Raw genomic sequence first — 26,956 nt, 5'->3', positions numbered from 1 at the left:
CGGGGATCCGTACCGGTCAGTCCGGCGTGGCCGCGTCCATCCTGTCGGCGAGGGATTTCGGGCGCATGTCCGTCCAGTGCTCCGTCACGTGGTCCAGGCAGCCCTGCCGCGTGTCCTCACCGTGCACGACGGTCCAGCCGCCGGGCAGCTCGGCCGCGGCGGGCCACAGGGAGAACTGGTTCTCGTCGTTGACGAGGACGAGGTAGGCGGCGTCCGGGTTCTCGAACGGGTTGGTCATGGCGTGCGGCTCCTTGGCGGGTGTGTCGGGGTGCGGTCACGGACCGGTCGTTCTTCGGGACAGGGTCCGTCCGGGTGGTCGTACGGCCGTGTCGCCCTGTCCAGTGCGGTGGCGATCACGGGCCCGATCCGGGCGAGGGCGTGCGGCTGCATCATGTGCCCGTGCTCGCAGCATGCGTCGTGGGTGAGCACGGCACCGGAGACGTACGGCTGCCAGCCCTCCGCCGACCAGTGCGGTTCGCCGCGTTCGGGCTCCGCCTTGAAGAGCAGCAGGTCGCCCTCGAAGACGGCGGGCCGGAAGGTGTACCAGCGCAGCCGGGTGTTGTCGGTCAGGGTCTCCGCCAAGGCCGTCACCAGGGGTTCCGCCAGCAGGGCGGCCAGTGCGCTGCCCTGGCCGCGCAGGATCTCCGCCGCCCGGGCGGCGTCGGGCGCCTCCCGCGTGTCGGCGCAGCCGACCGAGTCGACGAACAGGGCGGCCACGTCCTGGGCCGTGTGGTGCGGGAGTGCACGGCCGGGGTCGACGGGAAGGGGCGCGGAGTCCAGGAGGGCCAGGAAGGCCACGTTCTCGCCCTGTTCCTGGAGGCGGACGGCCATGGCGTGGGCGACAGCGCCCCCGAAGGACCAGCCGAGCAGGTGGTAGGGGCCGGTGGGCTGGACGGTGCGGATCTGCTCCAGGTAGTCGGCGGCCATGTCCGCGATGGTCGCCGGGCGGGCGCCGGGTTCGGTCAGTCCGCGTGCCTGGAGTCCGTAGACGGGACGGTCGTCCAGGTGGCGCATGAGTCCGGCGTACGGCCAGCTGATGCCCGACGCGGGATGGACGCAGAACAGCGGCGGGCGGCTGCCACGTGGGCGCAGCGGCAGCAGGACGTCCAGGGCACCGGCGGTCGAGGCGGCCCCGCCGTCCGCCGCCGTACCCTCACCCGCCGCAGTGCCCCCGTCCACCGCCGTTCCCCCGCCGTCCGCCGCGTCCAGGGCCCGTACCAGTCCGGCGGGTGACTGGGCCGCGAACAGGGCGCGCAGGCCCGGGTCGGCGCCGAAGACCGCGCGGACGCGGCTGGTGAGGCGGGCCGCCAGCAGCGAGTCGCCGCCGAGGTCGAAGAAGCCGTCGTCCGGGCCCACGGAGGGCAGGCCGAGTACTTCGGCGAAGAGCGCGCTCATCAGCTCCTCGGGCGGCGTGCCCGGCGGCCGGCCGCCCTCCGTCGCGGTGAAGACGGGGGCGGGCAGCGCGCGCCGGTCCAGTTTGCCGTTGGCGGTCAGCGGCAGTACGTCCAGGAGGACGACGGCGGCCGGAACCATGAACCGGGGCAGCCGTTCCCGCAGGAAGCTCCGTACCCGGGCGGGGTGCGGCTCCGTACCGGGAGCGGGCACGGCGTACGCGACGAGCTGCCGGCGGCCGGGGCTGCCCTCGCGGACGGCCACGGCGGCACGCGCCACGTCCGGGTGGGCGAGCACCGCGGCCTGCACCTCACCCAGCTCGATCCGTACACCGTTGATCTTCACCTGGTCGTCCACCCGGCCGAGGTACTCCACGACACCGTCCGGGCGGTACCGCCCCAGGTCGCCGGTCCGGTACATGCGTGCGCCGGGCGGGCCGTACGGATCGGCGACGAAGCGTTCGGCGGTGAGCGCCGGGCGGCGCAGGTAGCCGCGGGCCAGACCGGCGCCGGTCAGGTGGATCTCGCCCGGTACACCCGGCGGAACCGGGCGCAGGGCGGCGTCCAGGACGTGTACGCGGGTGTTCCAGACGGGCCGTCCGGCGGCTACGTCGGGGCCGTGCGCGACGGCGTGCAGACTGTCGCCGCTGGCTTCGGACGCGCCGTAGAAATTGACCAGACGGGCGTCCGGGAGAGCTTCGGCGAACCGCTGGGAGAGGGCGGGCGGCAGGGTCTCGCCGCTGGTCACCCACAGGCGGCAGGTCGTCAGCAGGCCGGTGTCGCCGTCCAGGAGGGCAGCCAGCAGGCTGGGCACGACAGTGATGCGGGTGGCGCGGTGGCGGGCCGCGAGGGAGGCCAGTCCGGCCGGGCTGCGGGCGGTGAGGGAGTCCGCGAGGACGACCGGCGCGCCGTGCAGCAGGGCGCCGAGGAGTTCGGTGGTGCCGTCGATGAAGCTCAGGGTGGTCTTGGCGAGCACCGGCTGCCCGGCATGCCAGGGGTAGGTGCGGCCGCACCACAGCAGGCGGTTGACGCATCCCCGGTGCAGGCCGACGACGCCCTTGGGGGTGCCGGTGGAGCCGGAGGTGTAGATGACGTACGCGGGATGCAGCGGCTTGAGGGGGGCGCGCCGGTCGGTGTCGGTGAGGTCGGCGTCCCCGGCCGGCCCGTCGTCGCGATCGCCGTCCGCCGCGTCGTCCAGGACGAGGCGCGGGACGTCCGTGACGGGCAGCCCCGGCGCGGTGGCGCGGTCGGTGACCAGGAGGACGGGACGGGTGTCACCGAGCATGAAGGCGAGGCGTCCGGCGGGGTAGCCGGGGTCCAGGAACAGGTAGGCGGCGCCCGCCTTGAGCACGGCGAGGACGGCGGTGACCATGGCGGGGGTGCGGGGCAGCGCCAGCCCGACGACGCTTTCGGGCCCGGCTCCGCGGGCGACGAGCAGGCGGGCCAGGCGGTTCGCCGAGGCGTTCAGCCCGGCGTAGGTGAGGGTGCGGTCGTCGCAGATCAGGGCGGGCGCGTCGGGGGTGGCGGCCGCCTGGTCCTCGAAGAGGCGCGGCAGGACCAGGTCGGGGACGCCGTGCGCGGTGTCGTTCAGGGCGCGCAGCGTGTGCCGTTCGCGGGTGGTGAGGAGCTCCGCCCGGCTGATCCGCAGGCCGGGGTCGTCCGCCGCGGTGTCGGTGATCCGGCGCAGCCGGGCCGCGAAGGCTTCGACGGTGGGGCGGTCGAAGAGGTCGGTGCTGAACTCGATCTTCGCCTCGACACCGGCGGGGGTGCCGTCGGGTGCGCGGTGTTCGGTGGCGTTGATCTCCATGTCGAGCCGGGCGGTCCCGGTGCCGGCGGGCAGCGGTGTGACGGTGACGCCGGGCAGTTCCCGTTCACGGACGGTGGCGGGCTGCCAGGTCAGCAGCGTCTGGAAGAGCGGGTGGCGGGCGGCCGTGCGGGGCGGGTTGAGCGCTTCCACGACACGGTCGAAGGGGACGTCCTGGTGGGCGTACGCGGCGAGGTTCACCTCCCGTACCCGGGTGATCAGTTCGCGGAAGGTCGGGTCGCCGGAGGTGTCGGTCCGCAGGACGAGGGTGTTGACGAAGAAGCCCACGACGTCGTCGAGCGCCTGGTCGGTCCGCCCGGCGGCCGGGGTGCCGAGGGGGATGTCGGTACCGGCACCCAGCCGGGTCAGCAGCGCCGCCAGCGCGGCCTGGACGACCATGAACACGGTCGCCCCGCAGTCCCGGGCGAGTGCGGCGAGCCGCTGGTGAGCGGTCGCGTCCCAGGAGAAGGCCAGCACCTCGCCGCGTCCCGCGGGGACGGCCGGGCGCGGCCGGTCGGTGGGCAGGGTGAGCTGGTCGGGCAGGCCGCGCAGGTGCTCGGTCCAGTACGCGAGCTGTTCGGCGAGGAGGCTGTTCGGATCGGCGGGGTCGCCGAGGAGTTCGTGCTGCCAGAGGGCGTAGTCGGCGTACTGGACGGGCAGGCGCGGCAGGCTGGGCGGGCGGCCGACACGGCGGGCGGCGTAGGCGTGGGCCAGGTCGCGCCACAGGGGGCCGAGCGACCAGCCGTCGGCGGCGATGTGGTGGAGGACGAGGAGCAGGACGTGCTCCTCGGGGCCGAGGACGAGCAGGTCGGCGCGGAGCGGGAGTTCGCGGGTCAGGTCGGCGGAGCGGCGGGCCGCCGCGCTGACCCGTTCCGTCACCTCGGCTTCGTCCCAGCCGGTCGCGTCCGTGACGGTCACGACGGCGAGCGCGGCGTCCCGGCCGAGCACCGTCTGCCGTGGTACGCCGTCGGTCTCGGGCAGTACGGTCCGCAGCACCTCGTGCCGTTCCGTCACGTCCACCAGCGCGGTGCGCAGCGCGGTGGCGTCCAGCGGGCCGGTGAGCCGCATGGCCAGCGGGATGTTGTACGTGGCGCTCGGTCCCTCCATGCGGTGCAGGAACCAGAGGCGGCGCTGTGCGGGGGACAGCGGTACCGCCTCCGGCCGGGGCATCCGGCGCAGTGCGGGCCGGGCCCGACGGGTGGTGCGCAGCCGTCCGGCCGTACCGGCGACGGTCGGGGAGGCGAAGAAGGTGCGGAGGTCGAGTTCGGTGCCGAGGGCGGAGCGGATGCGTCCGGCCAGCCGGGTGGCCAGCAGGGAGTCACCGCCGAGGTCGAAGAAGCTGTCGTCCGGGCTGACCGAGGGCAGCCGCAGCACCTCGGCGAACAGGCCGCACAGCACCTCTTCCTCGGGTGTGCGCGGCGCACGTCCGGCGAGTGACGGAGGGAAGGCGGGGCCGGGGAGGGCGTGCCGGTCGAGCTTGCCGGCGGCCGTCAGCGGGAGCGTGTCCAGGAGGACGACGGCGGCCGGGACCAGGTGCTCGGGCAGCCGGGCGCGCAGGAACTCCCGCAGGGCGCCCGGTGCGGGAGCCGGGTGCCGCGGTGCGGCGACCACGTATCCGACGAGCCGCGCGGTGCCCGACGCGTCCGTACGGACGGCGACGGCGGCGCGGGCGACGGCGGGATGCGTGGTGAGGGCGGCCTCCACCTCGCCCGGTTCGATCCGGACGCCCCGTACCTTCACCTGGTCGTCGGCCCGCCCGACGAACTCGAGCTGACCGTCGAGGCGCCACCGCGCCAGGTCGCCCGTCCGGTACATCCGCTCCCCCGCCGCACCGAACGGACACGCCACGAACCGCTCCGCCGTCAGCCCGGGACGGTTCAGATACCCGCGCGCCGGTCCGGCGCCCGCCAGGTACAGCTCCCCCGCGACGCCCGGCGGTACCGGCCGCAGCGCCGCGTCCAGCACGTAGGCCCGGCTGTGCGTGACGGGCGCGCCGATCGGCGGGATGCCGTCGCCGCAGAGGGGTTCGCTGAGGGTGGCGCAGATCGTCGCCTCGGTCGGGCCGTACGCGTTGATCATGCGGCGGCCGGGCGACCAGCGGGCCACCAGCCCGGCCGTGCCCGCCTCGCCCCCGATGACCAGGGTCTCCAGGTCGGGCAGCGGCGCGTACGGGACGGTGTCCAGCACCGACGGCGGGACGAGGCAGTGGGTGACGCGCTCCCGGGCCAGGAACTCCGCGAGCGCGTCGCCGCCGAGCGGACCGGGCGGCGGCACGACCAGGGCGGCGCCGGACGCGAAAGCCATCAGCGTCTCCATGAGCGACGCGTCGAAGCCGGGCGAGGCGAGCTGGAGCACCCGGCTGCCGGGTCGCAGGCCGAAGCGGGCCACCTGGGCGGTGGCGAGGGCGTGCAGGCCCGTGTGGGTGACCACGACGCCCTTGGGCGGGCCGGTCGAGCCGGAGGTGTGGATGACGTAGGCCGGGTGCGCGGGCAGGAGCGGTGTGCGCCGGTCGCCGTCGGCGAGGTCGTGGTCCGGCTGCCCGGCGAGGGACCGGAGTGTGGCGTCGGCGTCCAGGACCAGGCACGGCGGCCCGTCCGGCGGCAGCCTGCGGGCGGCGTCGGCGGTGGTCACGACGAGTACGGGGGCGGCGTCCCGCAGCAGGTACGCGATCCGCTCGTGCGGCAGCGCGGGGTCCACGGGGAGGTGTGCGGCGCCCGTCTTGGCCACCGCCAGGACGGCGCGGACGGCCGTGGCGGACCGCGGCAGGACGAGGGCGACGACGCGCTCCGGGCCCGCGCCGTGGCGGATCAGGAGGTGGGCAAGGCGGTTGGCGTCGGTGTTGGCCGCCGCGTACGTCGTCGTCCGGTCCGCTTCGACGACGGCCGGCGCGTCGGGGTCCCCGGCGACCCGTGCCTCGAACAGCGCGGGGAGCAGCCCCGTCGGCAGTCCGCGGGCGGGGCCGCTCCACCGGTGCAGCAGCAGTCGGCGCTCGCCCGCGGAGAGGATGTCCGCCTCGCCGATGGGCCGCTCGGGCCGTGCGAGGACCGCCGTCAGGAGCCGGCGCAGCCGTACGGCCAGGGTTTCGACGGTGCCGTGGTCGAAGAGGGCGGTGGCGAACTCCACCGAACCGTCGATCCCGGCGGGCCGCCCGCCGGGCCCCCGCCGTTCGGTGAGGCGGAAGGAGAGGTCGAACTTGGCGGTGCCGGTGTGCGCCTCGTCGCGCCGGACCGCGACTCCGGGGAGGGTCAGCGCGTCGCCGGATGCCGCCTCCACGGCCAGGGCGACCTGGAAGAGCGGGTTGCGGCCGGCGGCACGGTCCGGGTTCAGCGCCTCGACGAGCCGTTCGAAGGGCACGTCCTGGTGCGCGTAGGCCCGCAGGTCACGCTCCCGTACCCGCCGTACCAGCTCGTGGAACGACGGGTCGCCGGAGGTGTCGGTGCGCAGCACCAGCGTGTTGACGAAGAAGCCGACGAGATCGTCCAGCGCGGCGTCGGTCCGGCCGGCGACGGGGGTGCCCAACGGTACGTCCGTCCCTGCTCCGAGCCGGGTCAGCAGGGCCGCGACGGCGGCCTGCGCCACCATGAACACGCTCGCCCCGTGCTGTCGGGCCAGCTCCGTGACGCGGCCGTGCAGTTCCGTGTCCCAGCGGAACGCCACGACCGCGCCCCGGTGGCCGGTGGCAGCCGGACGCGTACGGTCGTAAGGCAGCGTCAACTGGTGGGGGGCATTGCGCAGTTCCTCCCGCCAGAACTCGACGTGCCGTGCCGCGCTCCCGCCGTCCTCCAGCGCCTCCCGTTGCCACAGTGCGAAGTCGGCGTACTGCACCGGCAACCTGTCCCAGCCCGGGGCGCGGCCGGCCGCCCGTGCCTCGTACGCCGTCACCACGTCCCGCCACAGCGGCGCCAGCGACCAGCCGTCCGCCGCGATGTGATGCACCACGACCACGAGCACCGACTCGTCTCCGGCGCACGAGAACAGCTCGGCGCGGAACGGGTGGTCCTTCGCCAGGTCGAACGCGTGGCGCGTCGCGCGGCGTACCGCTCGCGCCAGCGCGTCGGCGGACCGGTGCGCGGCCGGCGTCCGGACGAGGAAAGGGCCGCGGGCCGGGCGCGGCACCTGGTACGGCTCGCCGTCCGCCGCCTCGGCGTACACCGTCCGCAGCACCTCGTGCCGCTCCAGTACGTCCCCCAGCGCCGCGTCCAGCGCGTCGGCGTCCAGCGCGCCGCGCAGCCGCAGCACCAGCGGGACGTTGTACGTCGCGTCGGGACCCGTCATCCGGTGCAGCGTCCAGAGCCGCCGCTGGCCGGACGACAGCGGCACGCGGGCGGGCCGGGGCAGCGGGCGGAGCGCCGGGCGCCGGGCCACGGCGCCGAGCCGGGTGGCCAGGGCGGCGGGGGTGGGCGTCTCGAAGACGGCGCGGAGTCCGAGTTCCGCGCCCAGGACGGTGCGGACCCGGTTGACCAGCCGGGTGGCGAGCAGGGAATGGCCGCCGAGCGCGAAGAAGCCGTCCTCGGCGCCGACCTCGGGCACACCGAGCACCTCGGCGAACAGGCCGCGGAGCACTTCTTCTTCGGGTGTGCGGGCCGGGCGGGAAGGACGGGGGGTACGGCCGGCGGGCCGGTCGCCGGCGTCCGGGGCCGGCAGGGCCCTGCGGTCCAGCTTGCCGCTGGCCGTCAGCGGCAGGTCGTCCAGGAACACGATCGCGGCCGGGAGCAGGTGGCCGGGAAGCCGGGCGCCGAGGAAGGCGTGCACGTCGGGGAGGTCCGGCGCGCTGCCGTCCGGCTGCCGTGGGGTGGCGTCGGCGGGCACCGCGTACGCCACGAGCCGCCGGTCGCCCGACCGGTCCTCGCGCGCCACGACGGCGGCACGCGCGACACCGGGATGGGCGGTGAGGACCGCCTCCACCTCACCCGGCTCGATCCGGAAACCCCGCACCTTCACCTGATCGTCGGCCCGCCCGACGAAGACCACCTGCCCGTCGGCACGCCACCGCACCAGATCACCCGTCCGGTACATCCGCTCCCCCGCCACCCCGAACGGACACGCCACGAACCGCTCGGCCGTCCACCCCGGACGGTTCAGATACCCGCGCGCCAGCCCGGCCCCCGCCACGTACAACTCCCCCACCACACCCGGCGCCACCGGCCGCAACCCCGCATCCAGCACATACACCCGCGTACCGGCGATCGGCGTCCCGACAGCCGGCGCACCACCCACCGTCAGCGGCCCGGTCATCGTCACGCACACCGTCGCCTCCGTCGGCCCGTACGCGTTGACCATCGAGCGGCCCGGCGCCCAGCGCTCCACCAGTGCGGCGGGACAGGTCTCGCCCGCCGCCACGAGCGTGACGCCCTCGGGGAGGCTGCCGGGGGCGAGCGCCGCCAGGGACGAGGGCGGCAGGGTCAGGTGGGTCACGCCGTGCGCGGCCACGGTCGCGGCCAGGGGGGTGCCCGGCAGCAGGCGGTCCGGGGGCACGGTGACGAGACAGGCGCCCGTGAGCAGGGCCAGGCACAGTTCCCAGAACGACGCGTCGAAACTGGGCGAGGCGAAGGCCAGCACCCGGCTGCCGACCCCCGCGCCGAGGCGTTCGCGCTGCGTCGCGGCGAGGGCGGCGACGCCGCGGTGGGAGACCAGTACCCCCTTCGGCGTCCCGGAGGAGCCGGAGGTGTGGATCACGTAGGCGGGGCCGTCGGGGAGGGCGGGGGCCGTCCGCTCGGCGTCGGTGAGGCCGGTGTCCGGCAGGTCCGCGAGGGCACGCTCCGTGGCGTCCGAGTCCAGGAGGAGGCGGGGTACGGACGTGCCGGGCAGCGCGGCGCCGGTCGCGTGGTCGGTGATCAGGAGGGCGGGGGCCGCGTCGCGGAGCAGGAAGGCGATGCGCGCGGGCGGGTGGGCGGGGTCGAGGGGGAGGTGGGCGGCGCCTGTCTTGAGGACGGCGAGCACGGCTGTGACCAGGTCGGCGGAGCGCGGCAAGGCCAGGGCCACCACGCCTTCCGGGCCCGCGCCCCGGGCGGCCAGCAGCCGGGCCAGGCGGTTGGCGCGGGCGTCCAGTTCCGCGTAGGTGAGCCGGGCGTCCGGTGAGGTGACCGCCGGTGCGCCGGGGGTGCGGGCCGCCTGGGCCTCGAAGAGTTCGGGCAGCGTCGCGGCGGGCAGGGCGCGGGAGGTGTGGTCCGCGGTACCCAGCAGTGCGTCCCGCTCGGCGGAGGTCAGGATCTCCAGGCTGCCGATGGGCCGGTCAGGATCCGTAACGGCCGCTTCCAGCAGTCTGCGCAGGCGCGTGAGCAGCCCTTCGACGGTGGCCCGGTCGAACAGGGCCGTGCGGAACTCCGCCTCCCCCTCGATTCCGGCCGGAGCCCGCCCGGCGTCCCGGCACTCCCGTACGGTGACGGTCAGATCCATCTTCGCGGTGCCGGTGGAGACATGGACCTCCTCGGCCTCGGCGCCCGGGAGGCCGTACCCGGCACGATCCGTCCCGTTCGCCGCGAGGGCGACCTGGAAGAGCGGGTTGCGGCCGGCCGAGCGGTCCGGGTTCAGCACCTCGACCAGCCGCTCGAACGGTACGTCCTGATGGTCGTAGGCCCGCAGGCCCGTCTCCCGCACCCGGTCCACCAAGGCGCCGAACGACGGGTCGCCGGAGGTGTCGGTACGCAGCACCAGTGTGTTGACGAAGAAGCCGACCACCTCGTCCAGCGCCGCGTCACCACGGCCCGCGACCGGCACCCCCAGCGGAATGTCCGTCCCCGCCCCCAGCCGGGTGAACAGCGCCGCCAGCGCGGCCTGCACCACCATGAACACACTCGCCCCGCGCTCCCGGGCCAGCTTCACCACCCGGCCGTGCAACTCCGCGTCCCACCGGTACCGGACCACCGCGCCCCGGTGGTCGGTGGCCGCCGGGCGCGGGCGGTCGTACGGCAAGGCCAGTTCCTCCGGCAGGCCGTGCAATTCCCGCCGCCAGAACGCCGTCTGCCGCGCCATCACGTCACCACCGGACGCCAGCGCGTCCCGCTGCCACAGCGCGAAGTCCGCGTACTGCACCGGCAGCGCGCGCCAGTCCGGCGCTCCCCCGCCCGTCCGCGCCTCGTACGCCGTCACCACGTCCCGCCACAGCGGCGCCAGCGACCAGCCGTCCGCCGCGATGTGATGGACGAGGAGGACCAGCAGCGACTCGCCCTGCGGGCCCCGGAACAGCTCGGCGCGGAACGGCAGTTCACGGGTCAGGTCGAAGGCGTACCGCACCGAACGGGCCACCTCGGGCGCGTCGGCTGCCACGTTGCCGACCGACGTCACCGTCAGGTACGGCCGCTCCGCGTCGTGGTCGCGCACCACCTGGTACGGCTCGCCGTCCGCCGCCTCGGCGAACACCGTGCGCAACGCCTCGTGCCGCCCCACCACGTCGCCCAGCGCGGCGGCCAGCGCCCCGGAATCCACCGCGCCGCGCAGCCGCAGCACCAGCGGCACGTTGTACGTCGCGTCGGGCCCGTCCAGCCGGTGCAGGAACCACAGGCGTCGCTGCGCCGACGACAGCGGCAGCCGGGCAGGGCGTTCGGCCCGTACGACGGCGGGCCGGGCGGCCGCGGCGCCGCCGACGCGCCGCGCCAGCGCGGCCGGGGTACGCGCTTCGAACAGGGCGCGGAGGGGCAGCTCCCGGCTCAGCGCCGCGCGGGCCAGGCTGACGAGCCGGGTCGCGAGGAGGGAGTGCCCGCCCAGTGCGAAGAAGTCGTCCTCGGCTCCCACCTCCGGCAGGCCGAGCACGTCGGCGAACAGACCGCACAGGATCTCCTCACGGGCGTCGCGCGGGCCACGCCCCGTGCTGGTCCCGCCGGGCGCGGGGAGAGCACTCCGGTCCAGCTTGCCGTGGGTGGTGAGGGGCAGCGTGTCCAGGACGACGACCGCGGAGGGCACCAGGTACGCGGGCAGCCGCTCGCCCACGTACTCGCGCAGTGCGCCGGGCGCCGGAGTGTGCCCGGGCGCGGGCACCGCGTACGCCACGAGCCGCCGGTCGCCCGGCCGGTCCTCGCGCGCCACGACGGCGGCACGCGCGACACCGGGATGGGCGGTGAGGACCGCCTCCACCTCACCCGGCTCGATCCGGAAACCCCGCACCTTCACCTGATCGTCGGCCCGCCCGACGAACTCCACCTGCCCGTCGGCACGCCACCGCACCAGATCACCCGTCCGGTACATCCGCTCCCCCGCCACCCCGAACGGACACGCCACGAACCGCTCCGCCGTCCACCCCGGACGGTTCAGATACCCGCGCGCCAGCCCGGCCCCCGCCACGTACAACTCCCCCACCACACCCGGCGCCACCGGCCGCAACCCCGCATCCAGCACATACACCCGCGTACCGGCGATCGGCGTCCCGACAGCCGGCGCACCACCCACCGTCAGCGGCCCGGTCATCGTCACGCACACCGTCGCCTCCGTCGGCCCGTACACGTTCACCAGGCGATGCGTGGCGGCCCACCGGGCCGCCAGGTCCGCGGGACACGGCTCACCGGCCACCGCGAGCGCGACGCTCCGCGGCAGCGCACCGGACGGCAGTCCGGCGAGCACGCTCGGTGGCAGCTTCAGGTGGGTCACGCCGAACCGCGCCACGGCGCCGGCCAGTTCCCCGCCCGCGAGGAGCGTGCCGGAGGGGGCGATCGCCAGGGTGGCCCCGGAGAGGAGCGCGGTGCACAGGTCGGACACCGAGGCGTCGAAGCTCAGCGAGGCGAAGAGCAGGACGACGCTGCCGGGTCCGGTGCCGAAGCGCGCGGTCTGTGCTGCCGCGAGTGCGGCGATGCCCTCGTGCGGGACCTGCACGCCCTTCGGCCCGCCGGTCGAGCCGGACGTGTGGAGGATGTAGGCGAGGTGTCGGGGCCGCAGGGGCGCGGTGCGCTCGGAGTCCCGGACGAGGGTGTCCGGGAGGCTGTCGAGCAGAGCTCGCGTGTCCGGGCCGTCCAGGACGAGACGGGGTTCCGGGCCCGGTGGCAGGGTTCGGGCGGTGGCGGCGTCGGTGAGCAGCAGCACCGGCCGGGTGTCGCGCAGCAGGCAGGTGATCCGCTCGGCCGGGTGGGCCGGGTCCAGGGGTACGTAGGCGGCTCCGGCCTTCAGGACGGCGAGGACCGCGACGATCAGTCCGGCGGAGCGTGGCAGGGCGAGGGCCACCGCCCGCTCGGGGCCCGCGCCGTGCCGGACGGCCAGACGTGCCAGCCGGTTGGCTGCCGCGTCGAGTTCGGCGTAGGTGAGGGTGGTACCGGCGCTCCGTACCGCCGTGGCCCGGGGGGTCCGTGCCACCTGAGCCGCGAAGAGAGCGGGCCAGGTCCGCGGTGCGGGGGCGGGTTCCGGGGCGGCGCTCCAGGTGTGGAGGACGCGGGTGTGCTCACCGGGCGAGAGGACGGGGAGCTCTCCCACGGGCCGGTCCGGGTCGTCCGCCGCTGCCTTCAGGACACGTACCAGGCGGTGCAGTGTGGCGGTCACGGCCCTGCTGTCGAACAGGTCGGAGCGGTGGCCCAGCCGGAGGCCCAGCCGTTCTCCGGGGAGGACGGCGAGGCTCAGCGGATAGTGGGTTCCGGAGGTGATCCGGGGTGCCGAGGCCCGCAGCGGACCCGTACCGGTGCCGAGGGGGCCGGACGGGAGGTTCTCGAAGACGAGGAGGGTGTCGAAGAGCTGGTCGTGCCCGCAGAGCCGGTGCAGTCGGGTGAGGCCGATGTGCTGGTGGGGCAGCAGCCCGGCCTGTTCGTCCTGGAGGCGGGTCAGGATCTGGGTGAAGGACCGGGCCGGGTCGAGACGCACCCGTACCGGCAGGGTGTTGTTGCACATCCCGACCATGCCCTCGACGCCCGGCATGTCCGCGGGCCGTCCGGAGACCGTGGCGCCGAAGAGGACGTCGTCCTGCCCGGTGAGGCCGCGTAGGACCACGGCCCAGGCTCCTTGCAGGACGGTGTTCAGCGTCAGGCCGTGGCGGCGGGCCAGCGCGCGCAGGGACGTGGTCAGCCCGGTGGACAGCGTGGCCTGGACGTGTCCGTGTCGCGCGCTCGCGTCGGCGGCCCGTCCGGGCGCCACGAGGGTCGGGCCTTCCACACCGGAGAGGGCCTGCCGCCAGGCGGCCTCGGCCGCCGTACGGTCCTGTCCGGCGACCCGGCGCAGATACTCCCGGTACGGCACCGGGTCGCTCAGACCCGAGGCATCGCCTCCCGCCTTGTGGACCGCGAGCAGGTCCCGCAGCACCAGCGGCCCGGACCAGCCGTCCAGGATCAGGTGCTGGACCGTCAGCAGCAGCCGGTGCCGGGCGGGTCCGAGGCGCAGCAGGGCGAACCGGAGCAGCGGGCCGCGGGCCGGGTCGAAGCGGGTGGCGCGGGCCTCGGCGGCGATGCGGTCCGCGCGGACGGCCTGTCCGTCGCCGGTGAGGTCCGTGAGGTCGTGCTCGGTCCACGGGAGGGGCACGGCTCGCGGGTGCGGCACCACCTGGACGGGGGTGCGCAGACCGTCGTGCCGGAAGGCGACACGCAGGGCGGGGTGCCGGTCGAGTACGGCCTGTGCCGCCGCGCGCAACGCGCCCGGAGCGAGGGGGCCGTGCAGGTCCACGGCGAGCTGGCTGGTGTAGGCGTCCGGGGCCTGCTCGTCGTACAGGGCGTGGAAGAGCAGCCCTTCCTGGAGCGGGGTGAGGGGCCAGACGTCGGCGAGGCCGGGGCAGTCGTGCGTCAGCCGTGCGGTCTCGTCCTCGGTGAGGGGGACGAGGGGGAAGTCGGCGGGCGTACGGCCGTCCGCGTCCGGTGCCGCGGCCCGCTCCGAGAGCGCGGTGAGCAGGCCGGACCAGGTGTCCGCGAGGTCGCGTACCTCGTCCTCGGTGAACAGGGCGCCGGGCCAGGACCAGGTCGCCGTCAGGACCGGCCCGCCGGGGCCGCCCTCGGTCAGCGCGTCCAGCGTCAGGAGGTGGGTGGCGGGCTGTCCGGGGTCGGCGCCGCCGGTGATGCCGCCGGAGCCCGGGACCGGCGCCCAGTCCCCGGGCTGCTGCGGGAGGCGGCCGAGGTGGTTGAAGGCGATCAGGGGGCGCGCGCCGCCCGCGAGGGCCGGGGCCGTCTGGGGGTTGAGGTGGCGCAGCAGGCCGTAGCCGAGGCCGTTGCCGGGGACGGCGCGCAGCTGTTCCTTGACGCGCCGGTAGGCCCGGTCCAGTGCGGGTCCGCCGGAGCGGAGCCGGGCGGCGTCGGTGGTGCCCGGGTCGAGGCGTACGGGATGGACGCTGGTGAGCCAGCCGACGGTCCGCGCCAGGTCGACGGTCTCCGCCGTACCGGTGTCCGCCTCCCTCCCGTCCCCCGGGTCCTCACGGCCGTGCCGTTCGATGTCGAGCAGGACGGTGGTGTCCGGGCAGCCCGTACGGCGTCGGCGCCACTCGGTGACAGCCAGACCGAGAGCGGTGATCAGAAGGTCGTCGGTCGTGCCGTGGAGGGCGGCGGGCACCGGGCCGAGCAGCGGAGCCGTCTGCTCCGGCGGCAGGGTCAGGGTCAGCCGCCGCACCGTGCTCGTCAGGTCCCGGGACGGGTCGTACGGGAGGCGGGACAGGGGTGGTTCGGCGGTGCCGGTCATGCCGGTCCACAGGGGGAGTTCGGCGAGCCGGTCGTGCTGCTGGGCGAGGTCGGTGAGCCGCTGGGACCAGGCACGCAGTGAGGTGCCGACCGGTTCGAGCGCGGGGCGGCGGCCGGCCGCGGCGGCTTCCCAGGCGGCGCGCAGGTCGGGCAGCAGCACCCGCCAGGAGACGCCGTCGACGGCGAGGTGGTGGACGGTCAGCAGCAGTTGCCCCGGCCTGGCGGGACCGGCGTCGAACCAGACGGCCTGGAGGAGGCCCCCGGCCCGTCCCGACTCCGGGTCCAGGCGGTCCCGCGCGGCGTCCTTGTGGCGGCGTACGGCGGCGTCGAGCGCGGCGTCGTCCAGCTCCGTGACGTCGACGCGGCGGACGAGATCCGCGTCGGTAACCGTGTCGGTGCCGGTGCCCGCTCCGGTGCTCCCGGCCGTACCGGACTCCGCTCCCGGCGGGGCGACCTCCACGGTCCACGCCACTCCCCCCACCCGGCTCAACCGCAGCCGCAGCGCGTCATGGTGGCCGATCACCGTGCGCAGCGCGGTGGCCAGGTGCCGGATGCCGAGACCGGGCGGCACCTGCACCAGGACCGACTGGTGACAGCCCGCCACCGGCCCGCCGGACTCCCGGAGAGCGTGCATGACGGGAGTGAGGGGCAGCGGGCCGCTGTCGTGGCCGGTGGGTACGGCGGGTGCGGGCCGCGCCGCGCCCGCCCGTGCGGCGAGGCCTGCGACGGTGCGGTGGCGGAAGACGTCACGCGGGGTCAGGGCGAGCCCCGCCCGCCGGGCCCGGCCGACGAGCTGGACGGCGATGACGCTGTCGCCGCCGAGCTCGAAGAAGTCCTCGTCCGCGCCTGCCGTGCCGGTGCCGAGGCCGAGCACCTCGGCGAAGAGGCGGGACAGGGTCCGCTCGCGGTCGTCCCGGGGCGCCCGGTGTGCGGAGGCCGCCGTGTGGTCGGGCCGTGGGAGGCGGGCGCGGTCCAGTTTGCCCGCGGTGGTCAGCGGCAGCGCGTCGAGGACGACGACCGCGGCGGGGACCATGTGGTCCGGCAGCCGTCCGGCCGTGTACCGTCGCAGCTCCCGCGGGTCGGCGGCCCGTCCGGCGGCAGGGGTCACGTACGCGACCAGTCGCCGGTCGCCCGGCCGGTCCTCGCGGGCGACGACCGCTGCCGTGCCGACCGCGGGGTGCGACGTCAGCGCGGCCCGTACCTCCCCCGGTTCGATGCGAATGCCCCGTACCTTCACCTGCTCGTCCGCGCGGCCCACGAACTCCAGCGAACCGTCGGCGCGTCGGCGGACCACGTCCCCGGTCCGGTACATCCGCTCCCCCGGCGGCCCGTACGGGCAGGCCACGAAGCGCTCGGCGGTGAGCGCGCTCCGGCCCAGGTAGCCGCGCGTCACCCCGGTGCCCGCGAGGTACAGTGCCGCCGCCGCGTCCGGTGGGGCCGGGCGCAGCGCGTCGTCCAGGACGTAGGCACGGGTGCCGCCCAGTGGCCGGCCGAGCGGCAGGGCCCGGGTGTCCGGCAGGGGCCCGTCGAGGAATCCGGTGAGGGCGAACACCGTGGTCTCGGTGGGGCCGTACGCGTGGACGAAGCGCGCGCCGGGCAGCAGTTCCCGGCCCTCCCGCGCGGTGCGGGGCAGCAGCACTTCGGCGCCCAGTTCCACCCGGCGCAAGGCCAGTTCTCCGGCGAGGCCGGGCTCTTCGCGGAGGGCGTGCGTCAGTTGCCCGAAGGCGGTCGGCGTCTGGTGGAGCTGGGTGACGCCTTCTTGCACGAGCAGTCGCAGCAGTTCCCCCGGGGAACGGCTTTCCTCGTACGGCACCACGACCAGGCGTCCGCCGTGCAGGAGTGGTCCCCACATCTCCCAGACCGAGAGGTCGAAGGTGTGGGAGTGGAGCAGCGCCGTGACGTCGTCGGCGCGGAAGTCCAGGTGCGGGGCGTCGCGGAAGAGGCGGGCGACGGCACGGTGCGGGACCACCACGCCCTTGGGTTCGCCGGTGGAACCGGAGGTGTGGATGACGTAGGCGGGGTGGGCGGGCAGCAGCGGGCAGGCGCGCTCGTGGTCGTGTACGGGGGCGTCGGAGCACCGGCGGAGGGCGTCGGTAAGCTCCGGGCCGTCCCAGGTGAGGTGCGGCACGGGTGGCACGGCCGCCGGGGTGCGGGTGGTGAGCAGCAGCACCGGGCGGGCGGCACGCAGGATCTTGTCGTTGCGTTCGGCGGGGTGGCCGGGTTCCAGGGGCACGTAGGCCGCACCGGTCTTCAGCACCGCGAGTACGGCGATGACGAGGTCCGCCGAGCGCGGCAGCTCCAGTGCCACGAACTGTTCGGGCCCGGCGCCCCGCTCGATGAGCGCCCGTGCCAGCCGGTTGGCGGCGGCGTCGAGCGCGCCGAACGTCAGGGTGGTGTCGCGGAAGGTCACGGCCGGGGCGCCGGGTGTACGGGCCGCCTGGCGCGCGAACAGCTCCGGCAGCAGGGCGTGCCGGCCGTACGGGCCGGTGGCGGTGTCACACTCCTCTGCCGTGCGTACGTCCAGGTCACCGATCGGCCGGTCGGGGTCGGCTGTCCCGTCCGCCAGCAGGTTCCGCAGCCGTTCCAGGAAGGCTTCCACCGTGGCGTGGTCGAAGAGGTCGGCGTCGAAGTGGGCGACGCCGGTCAGGGTGCCCGTCCCGGCGGGTGCGCCGGGCGTCTCCGTGACGCTGATCTCCAGGTCGGTGACGAGGGTGCCGGTGTCCAGCTCCCGTGCCTCGGCGGTGACACCGGACAGGGCGGGGGCGGCGGCCGGGGTGTGCTGCCAGACCAGCATCGTCCGGAACAGCGGGTGGCGGTCGCCCGGACGGTCCGCGCGCAGGGCCTCGACGACCCGTTCGACGGGCACGTCCTGGTGGGCGTACGCCTCCAGGCCGGTCTCGCGTACCCGGGTGAGGAGCGTACGGAAGTCCGGCGCGCCCGACGTGTCGACGCGCAGCACCAGCGTGTTGACGAAGAAGCCGATCAGGTCGTGCAGCGCCTCGTCGGTGCGTCCCGCGACGGGGGTGCCGACCGGGATGTCCTCGCCCGCGCCCAGCCGCGTCAGGAGTGCGGCGAGCCCCGCCTGCACCACCATGGACGGGGTCGCGCCGCACTCCCGCGCCAGCGCGCGCACCGCTTGCGCAAGCCCGCTGTCCCACTGGAAGCGGCAGGTCCCGCTGCGCCCGGTGGGCGTGTCCGGGCGCGGCCGGTCGCAGGGCAGGGCGATGCGGTCCGGTAGTCCGGCCAGCTTCTTCGTCCAGTAGGCGAGTTGGGTGGCGGCCGTGGTGCTGCCGGTTCCGTCGTCCGCGTCGAGCAGGTCGCGCTGCCACAGCGTGTAGTCGGCGTACTGCACGCGCAGCGGGGCCCAGGACGGCGGGCGTCCGTGCCGGCGCTCCTCGTAGGCGTGCGAGAGGTCGCGCCACAGCGGGGCCAGGGACCAGCCGTCCGCCGCGATGTGGTGCAGCGTCAGGGACAGGATGTGCTCCTCCGGACCCAGGACGAACAGGCAGGCGCGTACGGGCGGTTCGGCCGCGAGGTCGAACCCTTGGCGCGCGGCCTCGTCGACCAGGCGGTGCGCGGCATCCGGAGTGGTCCCGGTGACGGTCAGCCTGAGCCGCACGGCCTCCGGGGGCAGTACGGACTGACGCGGCCCCCGGCCGTCCTCCGGGAAGACCGTGCGCAGGGCCTCGTGGCGCGTCACGACATCACGCAGCGCCGCTTCCAGTGCCTGCCGGTCGAGCCGTCCGGAGAGTCCGAGGGTGAGCGGCACATGGTGGGTGGGGCGCGGTCCTTCCAGGCGGTGCAGGAACCACATCCGGCGCTGGGCGAAGGACAGCGGCAGCTCGGCGGGGCGCGGGGACCGGGCCGTCAGCGCGGGACGGCAGGTAGACCCGCCGGTGAGCCGCGCGGCCAGGCCCGCCGGGGTCGGTGACTCGAACACCGCGCGCAGGCCCAGCTCCGTACCGAAGGCCGACCGCACCCGGTTCACCAGCCCGGTGGCCAGCAGCGAATGCCCGCCGAGGCGGAAGAAATCCTGGTCGGGGCCGACTTCGGCGAGGGACAGGGTCTCCGCGAAGAGACCGCACAGGATGTCCTCGCGGGCGTCGCGCGGTGCGCGTCCGCCGGGGGCACGGTGGGTGACGTCCGTGTCCGGCTGGGGCAGCGCCCGCCGGTCCAGCTTGCCGTTCACCGTCATCGGCAGCGCGTCGAGGACCAGGACGGTGGAGGGGACCAGGTGGTGCGGCAGCCGGGCCGCGACGGTGTCGCGTACGGCGGTGCCCAGCGCCGCGTCGGCCCGGCGCCGGGCCGGTTCGCCGGTCAGCGCCCGCAGGGAGCGCAGGTCGCCGCGGGCGCGTACCGCCGGGAGGTGGACATCGGTGTACGCCACGACGGGTGCCGTTCCGGACGGCGCGCTCCCGCCCTCCTCCCCGCCCCGCAGGAACACGGCGTCCAGGCTGCCGTCGTCCGCCTCGGACCAGGTGACGAGCGCCTGGTAACCCGCCGTGTCCGCGAGCTCGTGCAGTTCTTCCGGATCGACGGCGGGCTCTCGTCCGGAGCCGGCCGGACCGTATGCGGCCAAGCGCCCGTTGGGGATACCGCTCACCCGCAGGGCTCCGGGGCGGCCGGTGCGCAGCCGCTTCGCCAGCGACGGCAGGCCGGGCACCTCGCTCCCCCACCGCACGCGGGGCGCGTCGGCGAGGGAGACCACGGGGGCCGGGCCTTTGCGCAGCACCACGTCGTACCGGTAGCGGCTCATCTCGTTGTGGTGCCGCCCGCGTTTGACGCGGACGTCCACCGCGCTCACCCCGGGCAGCGGCCCGTGCGGCAGGGCGGTGAAGAAGCCGGGGGCGATCAGCAGTTCCTGGTCGCGCGCGAGGCTCCGCCGGGCCGCCGCGGCCAGTTCCGCGTCGTCCGGGGCCGCGCCTCGGGCCGCCGCGCGTCGCCGTTGCAGTGCGGTGTGGAAGTGGCGGTTCAGCCGGAGGTCGCGCACGTCGCCGACGAAGAGGGCGCCACCGGGCGCGAGGCGGTCGAGGGCGCCGCGCAGCACGGCGAGGAGGTAGTCCGCGTCGGGGAAGTACTGGGCGACGGAGTTCAGTACGACGACGTCGAAGCCGCCCTCCGGCAGGTCTCGCAGGTCGTCGGCGGCCTGGCAGGTCAGGGTGGTGCGGGCGGCCAGTGCGGGGTCCGCCGCGAGCGCGCCGCGCAGTCCGGCGACGGCTTCGGCGGACAGGTCGGTGCCCCGGTAGCTCTCGCAGTGCGGGGCGAGCCGGGCCAGGAGGAGCCCGGTGCCGACGCCGATCTCCAGGATCCGCCGGGGCCGCAGGGCCCGCACCCGGTCGGCGGTGGCGTCCCGCCATTCACGCATCTGCTCCGGCGGAATCGGCCGTCCGTCGGCGCTGTTCCGCCACCCCGCGAAGTCCTCGCCCAGGGCAGCGGGCCGGCGTCCGGAGGCCGCGTACAGGTCGTCGTACACCTGCCGCCAGGCCGCCAGGGCCGCGTCGGTGTCCGCCGCGCGCCCGGTGCCCCCGTGGTACGACTTCGTACGCGGGTACGGCTGCGGCACGACGTAACCGACCAGGCTGGGCCCTCCGTCCGCGTCCCGGCGTACGGCCACCGCGGCCTGGGCGACGTCCGGGTGGGCCGCGAGGGCGGACTCCACCTCCCCCGGCTCGACACGGAAGCCGCGGATCTTGAGCTGGTCGTCGGAGCGGCCGGCGAACTCCAGACGGCCGCCGGGCCCGCGCCGCACCAGGTCGCCGGTCCGGTACATCCGCGCGCCGGGCGGGCCGGACGGGCAGGCCACGAAGCGTCCGGCGGTCAGTCCGGGACGGTTCAGGTAGCCGCGCGCCAACCCGCCGCCCGCCACGTACAGTTCGCCCGTGCCGCCGGGCGGCACCTCGCCCAGCCGGTCGTCCAGCACGTACAGCGTGAGGTCCGGAACCGGCTCCCCGATGACGCTCGGCGCGCCGGGGCGGGCGCCGGCCCGGTCACAGGCGGCGTAGGTGGCGTGCACGGTGGTCTCGGTCGTGCCGTACATGTCGACGAGCAGCGGCGCGTCGTCGGGGTGCCGGTCGTACCAGCCGGCGAGCCGGGCGGGGTCGAGTGCCTCTCCGGCGAGGACGACCACGCGCAGCGGCGCGTCCCGCAGGACGTCGGGGCGCTCGCCGTCGGCGGTCATCAGCGCGGCGAAGGCGGTCGGTGTCTGGCACAGGACGGTGACCCGCTCGCGGGCCAGCAGTGCCAGGAACTCGGCGGGCACCCGGCCGACCCGGTACGACACGATCACGAGCCGCCCCCCGGTCAGCAGCGCGCCGAACATCTCCCACACCGAGACGTCGAAGGCGCAGGAGTGGAAGAGGGTCCAGGTGTCGTCCGGGCCGAAGCCGAACCAGTGCGCGGTGGAGGTGAGCAGCCGGACGACGTTGGCGTGGGTGACCACGACGCCCTTGGGGGTGCCGGTGGAGCCCGATGTGTGGATGACGTACGCGCAGTCGCGCGGGTCCGGCCGTCCGCCGCGGTCGGTGTCGGTGACGGGCGCGGGCGAAGCCTGGTCCAGGAGACGCCGCGTACGGTCGTCGTCCAGCAGGACCACGGGGACGCCGCTCGTGGCGGGCAGCGCGCCCGCCACCTCACGCGCCGTCAGTACGGCAGCGGGCGCCGCGTCCCGCAGCAGGAACGCGATCCGCTCGGCCGGGTACCCGGGGTCCACCGGCAGGTAGGCCGCACCGCACTTGAGCACCGCCAGGACGGCCACGACCAGGTCCGCCGTACGCGGCAGCGCCAGCGCCACCACCTGCCGGGGGCCGACGCCCCGGCCGAGGAGCACCCGGGACAGCCGGTTGGCGGCGGCTTCCACCTGCGCGTACGTCATCCGTACGGCCTCGTCCGCCACGGCGACGGCGTCGGGCGTCCGGTCCGCCTGCCGGGTGAACAGCTCGCCCAGCGTCGCCGGCGGGGCACCCTGGCCGGTGCCCGAGGCACCGCCCGGCACTGCGCCGGGCAGCCGGCCGGCCTGCTCTTCGAACGTCACTTCGGTAGACCTCTCGCACAACGGGCGCGTGTCGGGAAGGCGCTTCGCCGCCGGCGGTGCCGGGCGCGGCGGGGCCCGCGGCCCCGGCCGGTCAGCTCCAGTACCGCAGGGGCTCGTCGGTCCCCTTGCAGGCGATGAACGCCGCCATGCCGACGCGGTGCCCGTCCCGGGCCGGGGTGACGGCGTGCAGCATCCGGGAGCTGAAGATGATCAGGTCGCCCGCCTGTGGGCGGATCACGTGGACCGGGGGTTCCACGGTCGCCGGATCCAGCCCCTCGACCTCCAGGATCGTACGGGTCTCCGCGCTCGTGGGCTCGCGCCGCCAGAGCTGGAGGTCGCCGCCCTCCTCGGGCACCCGGAGATAGACGTTGGCGGCCAGTTGCTCGGTCACCCCCGCGATCTCCGGGGCGTCCGTCTCCTGCTCGATGCGGTCGTTGTGCGGAAGGAAGGCCGAGGTCGTCGGGTGGAACACCCGCAGCGCGCCGACGAAACACGGCCGGCCGCGCAGGTGGAGCAGGTCGGCGCCGGCCGGCCAGCATTCCTGGAGCAGCAGACGTACCTGGTCCACCGGGGACAGATACGGCGCGAACAGCGCGCGTACCTCGTGGATCGAGGGCAGCGCGGCATCGTGGTAACGGGCCGTCAGTTCGGGATTCCACGCCGTGTCGATGTGCGGCAGGTGCACGCGTCCCACCGTACTCGTCCATTTCTTGTGATAATTTCCCAGCGCTTTGTGCCGCACGGCTTTACGGGCCGCTTCCGCCGCGATCCGCCGGTCGCAGAAGCCGGGTACGTGAATGGCGGTGATCTCCCGGCGAGCCAGCCGCAGCAGGGAATCCCGGGTCAGTTCACGGGCGAAGTCACCTTCCGCGGCGGCACCCGCGACGCCTGCGCCGGGCCCGGAAACAGTCGAAGTCACATCGTCACACTCCACTCAGCGGTGCACAGCCGGGGACTCCGTCGGCCGTCCGGCACCACGCCGCACGGCCGCCCCGGCCCCGGCAACGGGAATACCGGGGTTGTGCGGGAGGATATGAGCACTGCCCCTGGCCTTTTTGCGCCCGATCGCCTGCACACCGCTTCCGGAAAACCGCGGGCACGTCCGGGACCAGGTTCTCCCGGCGCGCGGCCCGCCACACCGCGCTCACCGGCAGCCCGCCCCATCGGGGGAACCCGCGAACCGGCTCTGGACGAGTGCCGGTGGAACGACGTTCCGACAAACTGCGGAGATGAAGGAAAGCCCGACCCGGTCCGTCCGGGGCCGGGCCGGTCCTCCTCAGCCGGTGCCGCTGGGCACCGCGCAGTCGGCCGGCTGGGGTTTCCTCTCCGGCCAGCCCAGCCCCACGAACGCCACCCGGCGGGTGCCCGGGTCGAGCTTCACGACGGCCACCGGTTTGTCGTAGGCGTTGCCCCCGTTGGTCAGGCAGATCCAGCCGCTCGTGCCCCGCACCCGGTACCGGGCCTCCAGCCGTGGCCACTGGGCGGCGACGCGTTCCCGTGTCGGCACCGCCGTGCCGACGGCCTGGGCGTTGGCCAGGAAGACGGCCGAGGCGATGGTGCGTACGCCGTCGTGGACCAGCATCGTGCGGGAGTCCTCCAGGGTCACCGGCCCGATGTCACCGCCGGGTTGCCGATCGATCAGGCGGCGGAGTTCCCGCAGCTCGCCCTGCGGCTCCGTCAGGTACGCCGGCCGGTCCCCGGCCGCCGGCGCCTTGCCGGTGTCCGCCCGCCGTTCCTTCTCCCAGGTGCGCAGGGACGCGTCCCAGGCGTCCGGGTGCCCCGGGGCCGCGTACTGCACGGTGATCGTGGCGCCCGCCCCGTCGTCGCCGCGCAGTGCCTCCCAGTCGCCCCGGCTCATGTACCGGTCCAGCGTCGCCGCACCCGATCCGCTGACGACGGTGTACTTCTTCCCGTGGCACGGGACCTCGGCCAGTTTCAGGGCGAACAGCCGCAGATGGGCCGGGCGCCCCGCGAAATAGACGACCCGCGCGTCGGACGCACAGATGTTGTGCCCTATCGTCGTGAAGTCGTTTCCGGTGTCGCCCAGGTCGTTGATGCCGGGCGAGGTGAACGGCTGGTCCTTCGGGCCGGGCGGTCCGGGTTCCGGCCGGCTGAACGCCTTGGCGAGCGACTCGTCGTAGATGTCGTTCGGGCGGAGGTCCTTGACCAGGACGGTTTCCGCGTCCCGGAGTCCGCCGTGGAAATTGGCGAGCGCGGCCGCCTGCTGCCGGTTGGTGGGAATGACCCGGGCCAGTCCCGGATACGGGAGCGAGCCGCTTCGGTCGTCGGGATTGGCGAGGTCATCGGCGCTGACCCTGCTGGCGAGCACCGGAATCCGCAGTGTGCCGGTCAGCCGGGCGACGGCCTTCTTCGTGTGGTCGAGGCTGAGGTTGAAGCCGGTGACGGCACGCAGGTTGTCGCGCGGGGAGTCCGCCATCGCCGCGAGCCGGTCCACCACCTTTTCCTGCTGCGCGTAATCGGCACCGGGATTGGCCAGCACCAGGCGCAGCAGCGGTTTGTTCTCCGAGCGGTTGGCCCGGTACTGCGCCAGATAAGCGCCCTGCAGTTCGCTGCGGAGCTGGGCGCTTTCAGCGTCGGTCTTCGGCTGCAACGGCAGCATCATCGCGATACTGACGATGTCCGATTCCCCGGCGATGCGCTTGTTCTCCCGGCCGATCGCGTCGGCCACCTGATGGATCTCCGGGGTCCCGAAGTCGTAACCGGAGCCGTTGACACCGATGCATTCACCGGCGCTCCGCTCGACTCCCTCGGCGCAGAATTCGGGGGCCCCGATCCGGCCCGGAATGATGACGGCGAGGGGAACGACCACGGCCAGTACGACGAGCACCGTGCAGGCCTTGCGGATCCAGGTGGCCCAGAACGTGTTGTACAGCCAGTTCAGCAACGCCGCACCCTCCCTTAGCCGATGTGTCTCGTGCAGGTGCACGGTCTGAGCGGCTGCTTGTTGGCGAGCCGGTCCCGCCAGTCGCGGGCCGTCTGCGTCAGCGTGCCGGCCCCGGCGGCGGGTTCCTCCCCCAGCCGTTCCAGCAGCTTGGGCAGGGCGTCGGCCACGGCCTCGTCGAGCGGTTCCGTCCGGTCCTCACAGAGCCGTACGGCGTGCAGCAGCCGGTCGACGCGCTTGTGCCGCACGTCACCGGCCACCTCTGCCTCGCCCAGTGCCCGCGCGATCCGGTCGTCGGTACGGCCGAGCAGCGGCGCCTCGGCGATGGCCAGGAGTTCGTCGCACCAGACCCGTGCGCTGCGGGTGAGGAAGGTGCGGTCGAGGTAGTCCGTGACCGCCTCGGCGTCGCCGACCGCCAGGTGGTGGTGCATGCCGTGCGCGGCGGCGGAGCCGAAGAGTTCGTCGGCCTCGTCGGCCTCCAGGGCGCGGTAGTGGTCCCGCAGCAGGGTGTGGTCGCCGAGCCAGGCCGCGCCGTTCGCGCGCAGCCGGTGCAGGCGCCGCATGAGCAAGCGGCGCAGGCCGAGGTCGCCGATGAAGTGCCGGGGGCAGTGCGGCCAGCCACTGTCCCGCAGCAGCTCGGCGATGCGGTAGGCGGACAGGCGCTCGTCCCGGCCCGCCTGCACCTCGTGCATCAGGGTCTGGGCGCACTCCGCGTCGTGGGCCACCGACAGGTGGCTGAGCAGGTCGAGCCAGTGCCCGCGCTGCTCCGGCGGGAGATCCTCCGGAGGCTGCCGGACGACGAGGTCGTCCAGCAGGAGGTCCGCGACCGGGCGTCCCTCGGCGTCCTCCCCGGCGCGCACCCGCGCCTCCAGCAGGGCCCAGTCGGTGTCCGCGCCGGGCTCCCGGAACGTCAGCGCCGCGGTCGCCTCGCCCAGCCGGGTCACGAACAGCGGGCGCCCGCCGCTCAGCCGGTGGATGCCGCTGTCGATGCGGAGCTGGGCGGCGTTGTCACCCAGCGCCCGCCGGACCTGGAGGCGGGCCGTCTCCCTGGACTGCTGGTCGCGCGTGAGCATCGGCATCCGGACCAGGAGGACGCCGCGCGACAGGGGCGTCAGACCGGGTACACCGCCGGAGGGACGGCTCCACCGCGGCAGGCCGCCGTCGGAGGGCCGCCAGCTGACGGGCGCGTCGTCGTCCGTACCCCCGGCGCCTCCGACGTGGTGCAGGAAGCGCCCGCCGTCCTCCCGCCGGGCGGTCGCCATGACCACCAGCCGGTCGTGATGCCCCCGCTCGCGGTCTTCCAGCACCGGTCTCAGCAGCCGTCTGCCGAGGGCGTTGTCCGCGTGGTCGAGCAGCAGGGCGGGCCGCCCGGCCCGGGACAGCCGGCCCAGCAGCGACACGTACGCGGCTTCGATGTCCTGCCGCAGCGCGCGGAAGAGAAAGCCCTCGGCGACCTCGCGTGCTTCACCGCCCTGCTGGAAGTGCGAGGCCAGCGAGTGCAGCCCCAGCTTCGGATGGCCGCCCGCGCCCGTGTACTCGCCGTAGCACGCCGCCAGCAGGGCTTTGCCCTCCTGTGAGGTGCGGGCGAGCAGTTCGTCGAGTACAGCGTTGATGAACGGTACGGCCCCCGGGTGGGCCACCAGCCCCGCGACGACGCCTACGTAGGCCCTGCCCGCCCGGTTCAGCACCCCCCGCCAGAAGGAGCCGCGCGGCAGCAGTTTGTCGTGCCGTTGCACCTCGCTGACCAGGGTGGCGGTGTCGGCGAGCGGATCGCTGGCCGCGACCGCCGCGAGGCCCGCGTACAGGCGCGGGGTGGCGACCGCTCCGCCGTCGCCCTGCCAGGCGCCGAACTGCTGGGCCACCTCGCGCAGCACCTCCGTCGGCACCGAGCGCGTCTGCGGGTGCTGCTCCGCCTGCTCCCGGTACACCGGGAGTCCGCAGTCGATGTGCGCCGTCGGTACGTGGCGGCCGAATTCGCCCCGTACACACCGCAGGAACCGGCCCTTGCCCGTGCCGGGCCCGCCGACGAGCAGAACGACGGGCAGGTCGGGACCGTGCAGCGGCTTGCGGTTGCGGCCCGCACGGGTCTTGCCGAGCAGCCTGGCCACCAAACCGTCGTCGTCGAGCAGCTTGTCGAATCCGAGATCGTCAGGCACGGGTCCCCCGATGTGTCACCGACCGTACCGCTGGTGATGCCACGTCAGGTTAGTGCAGAGGCCCGGCCTTCAGGGAGGGTTGCTCCCGGCCGAACCTCCGGCACGGCCG

General features: G+C 74.9%; 5 protein-coding genes. All 5 read right to left on the bottom strand.

The genetic code is table 11. The features are described from left to right. Positions 1-16: 16 nt before the first annotated feature. Positions 17-238, bottom strand: a complete 222-nt coding sequence (locus ACZ4QV_RS25850; RefSeq protein WP_361153705.1) for an MbtH family protein — start codon at positions 236-238, stop codon at positions 17-19. Next, positions 235-21,789 carry a non-ribosomal peptide synthase/polyketide synthase gene (locus tag ACZ4QV_RS25845; RefSeq protein WP_467763464.1) on the bottom strand — a complete coding sequence of 7,185 codons (21,555 nt, stop codon included), beginning with the start codon at positions 21,787-21,789 and terminating at the stop codon, positions 235-237. Before ACZ4QV_RS25845 ends, ACZ4QV_RS25850 begins: the two co-directional genes overlap by 4 nt. Before the next feature lie 91 nt (positions 21,790-21,880). Beyond that, a complete protein-coding gene (locus tag ACZ4QV_RS25840) occupies positions 21,881-22,708 on the bottom strand; it encodes a 2OG-Fe(II) oxygenase (protein ID WP_361637407.1) in 828 nt (275 codons plus the stop codon). A 357-nt stretch (positions 22,709-23,065) separates the two neighbouring features. Next, the gene (locus tag ACZ4QV_RS25835) at positions 23,066-24,694 is read right to left on the bottom strand and encodes an ABC transporter substrate-binding protein (RefSeq protein WP_361153711.1); all 1,629 of its coding nucleotides are present in this window, start codon (positions 24,692-24,694) and stop codon (positions 23,066-23,068) included. A 14-nt stretch (positions 24,695-24,708) separates the two neighbouring features. After that, positions 24,709-26,847, bottom strand: a complete 2,139-nt coding sequence (locus ACZ4QV_RS25830) for a hypothetical protein (protein WP_467763463.1) — start codon at positions 26,845-26,847, stop codon at positions 24,709-24,711. Positions 26,848-26,956 lie beyond the last annotated feature (109 nt).

The sequence above is a fragment of the Streptomyces sp. NPDC026394 genome (assembly GCF_055567735.1).
Note: the sequence above shows the minus strand (reverse complement) of the source record. Positions and strands in the feature narration are given on the sequence as shown.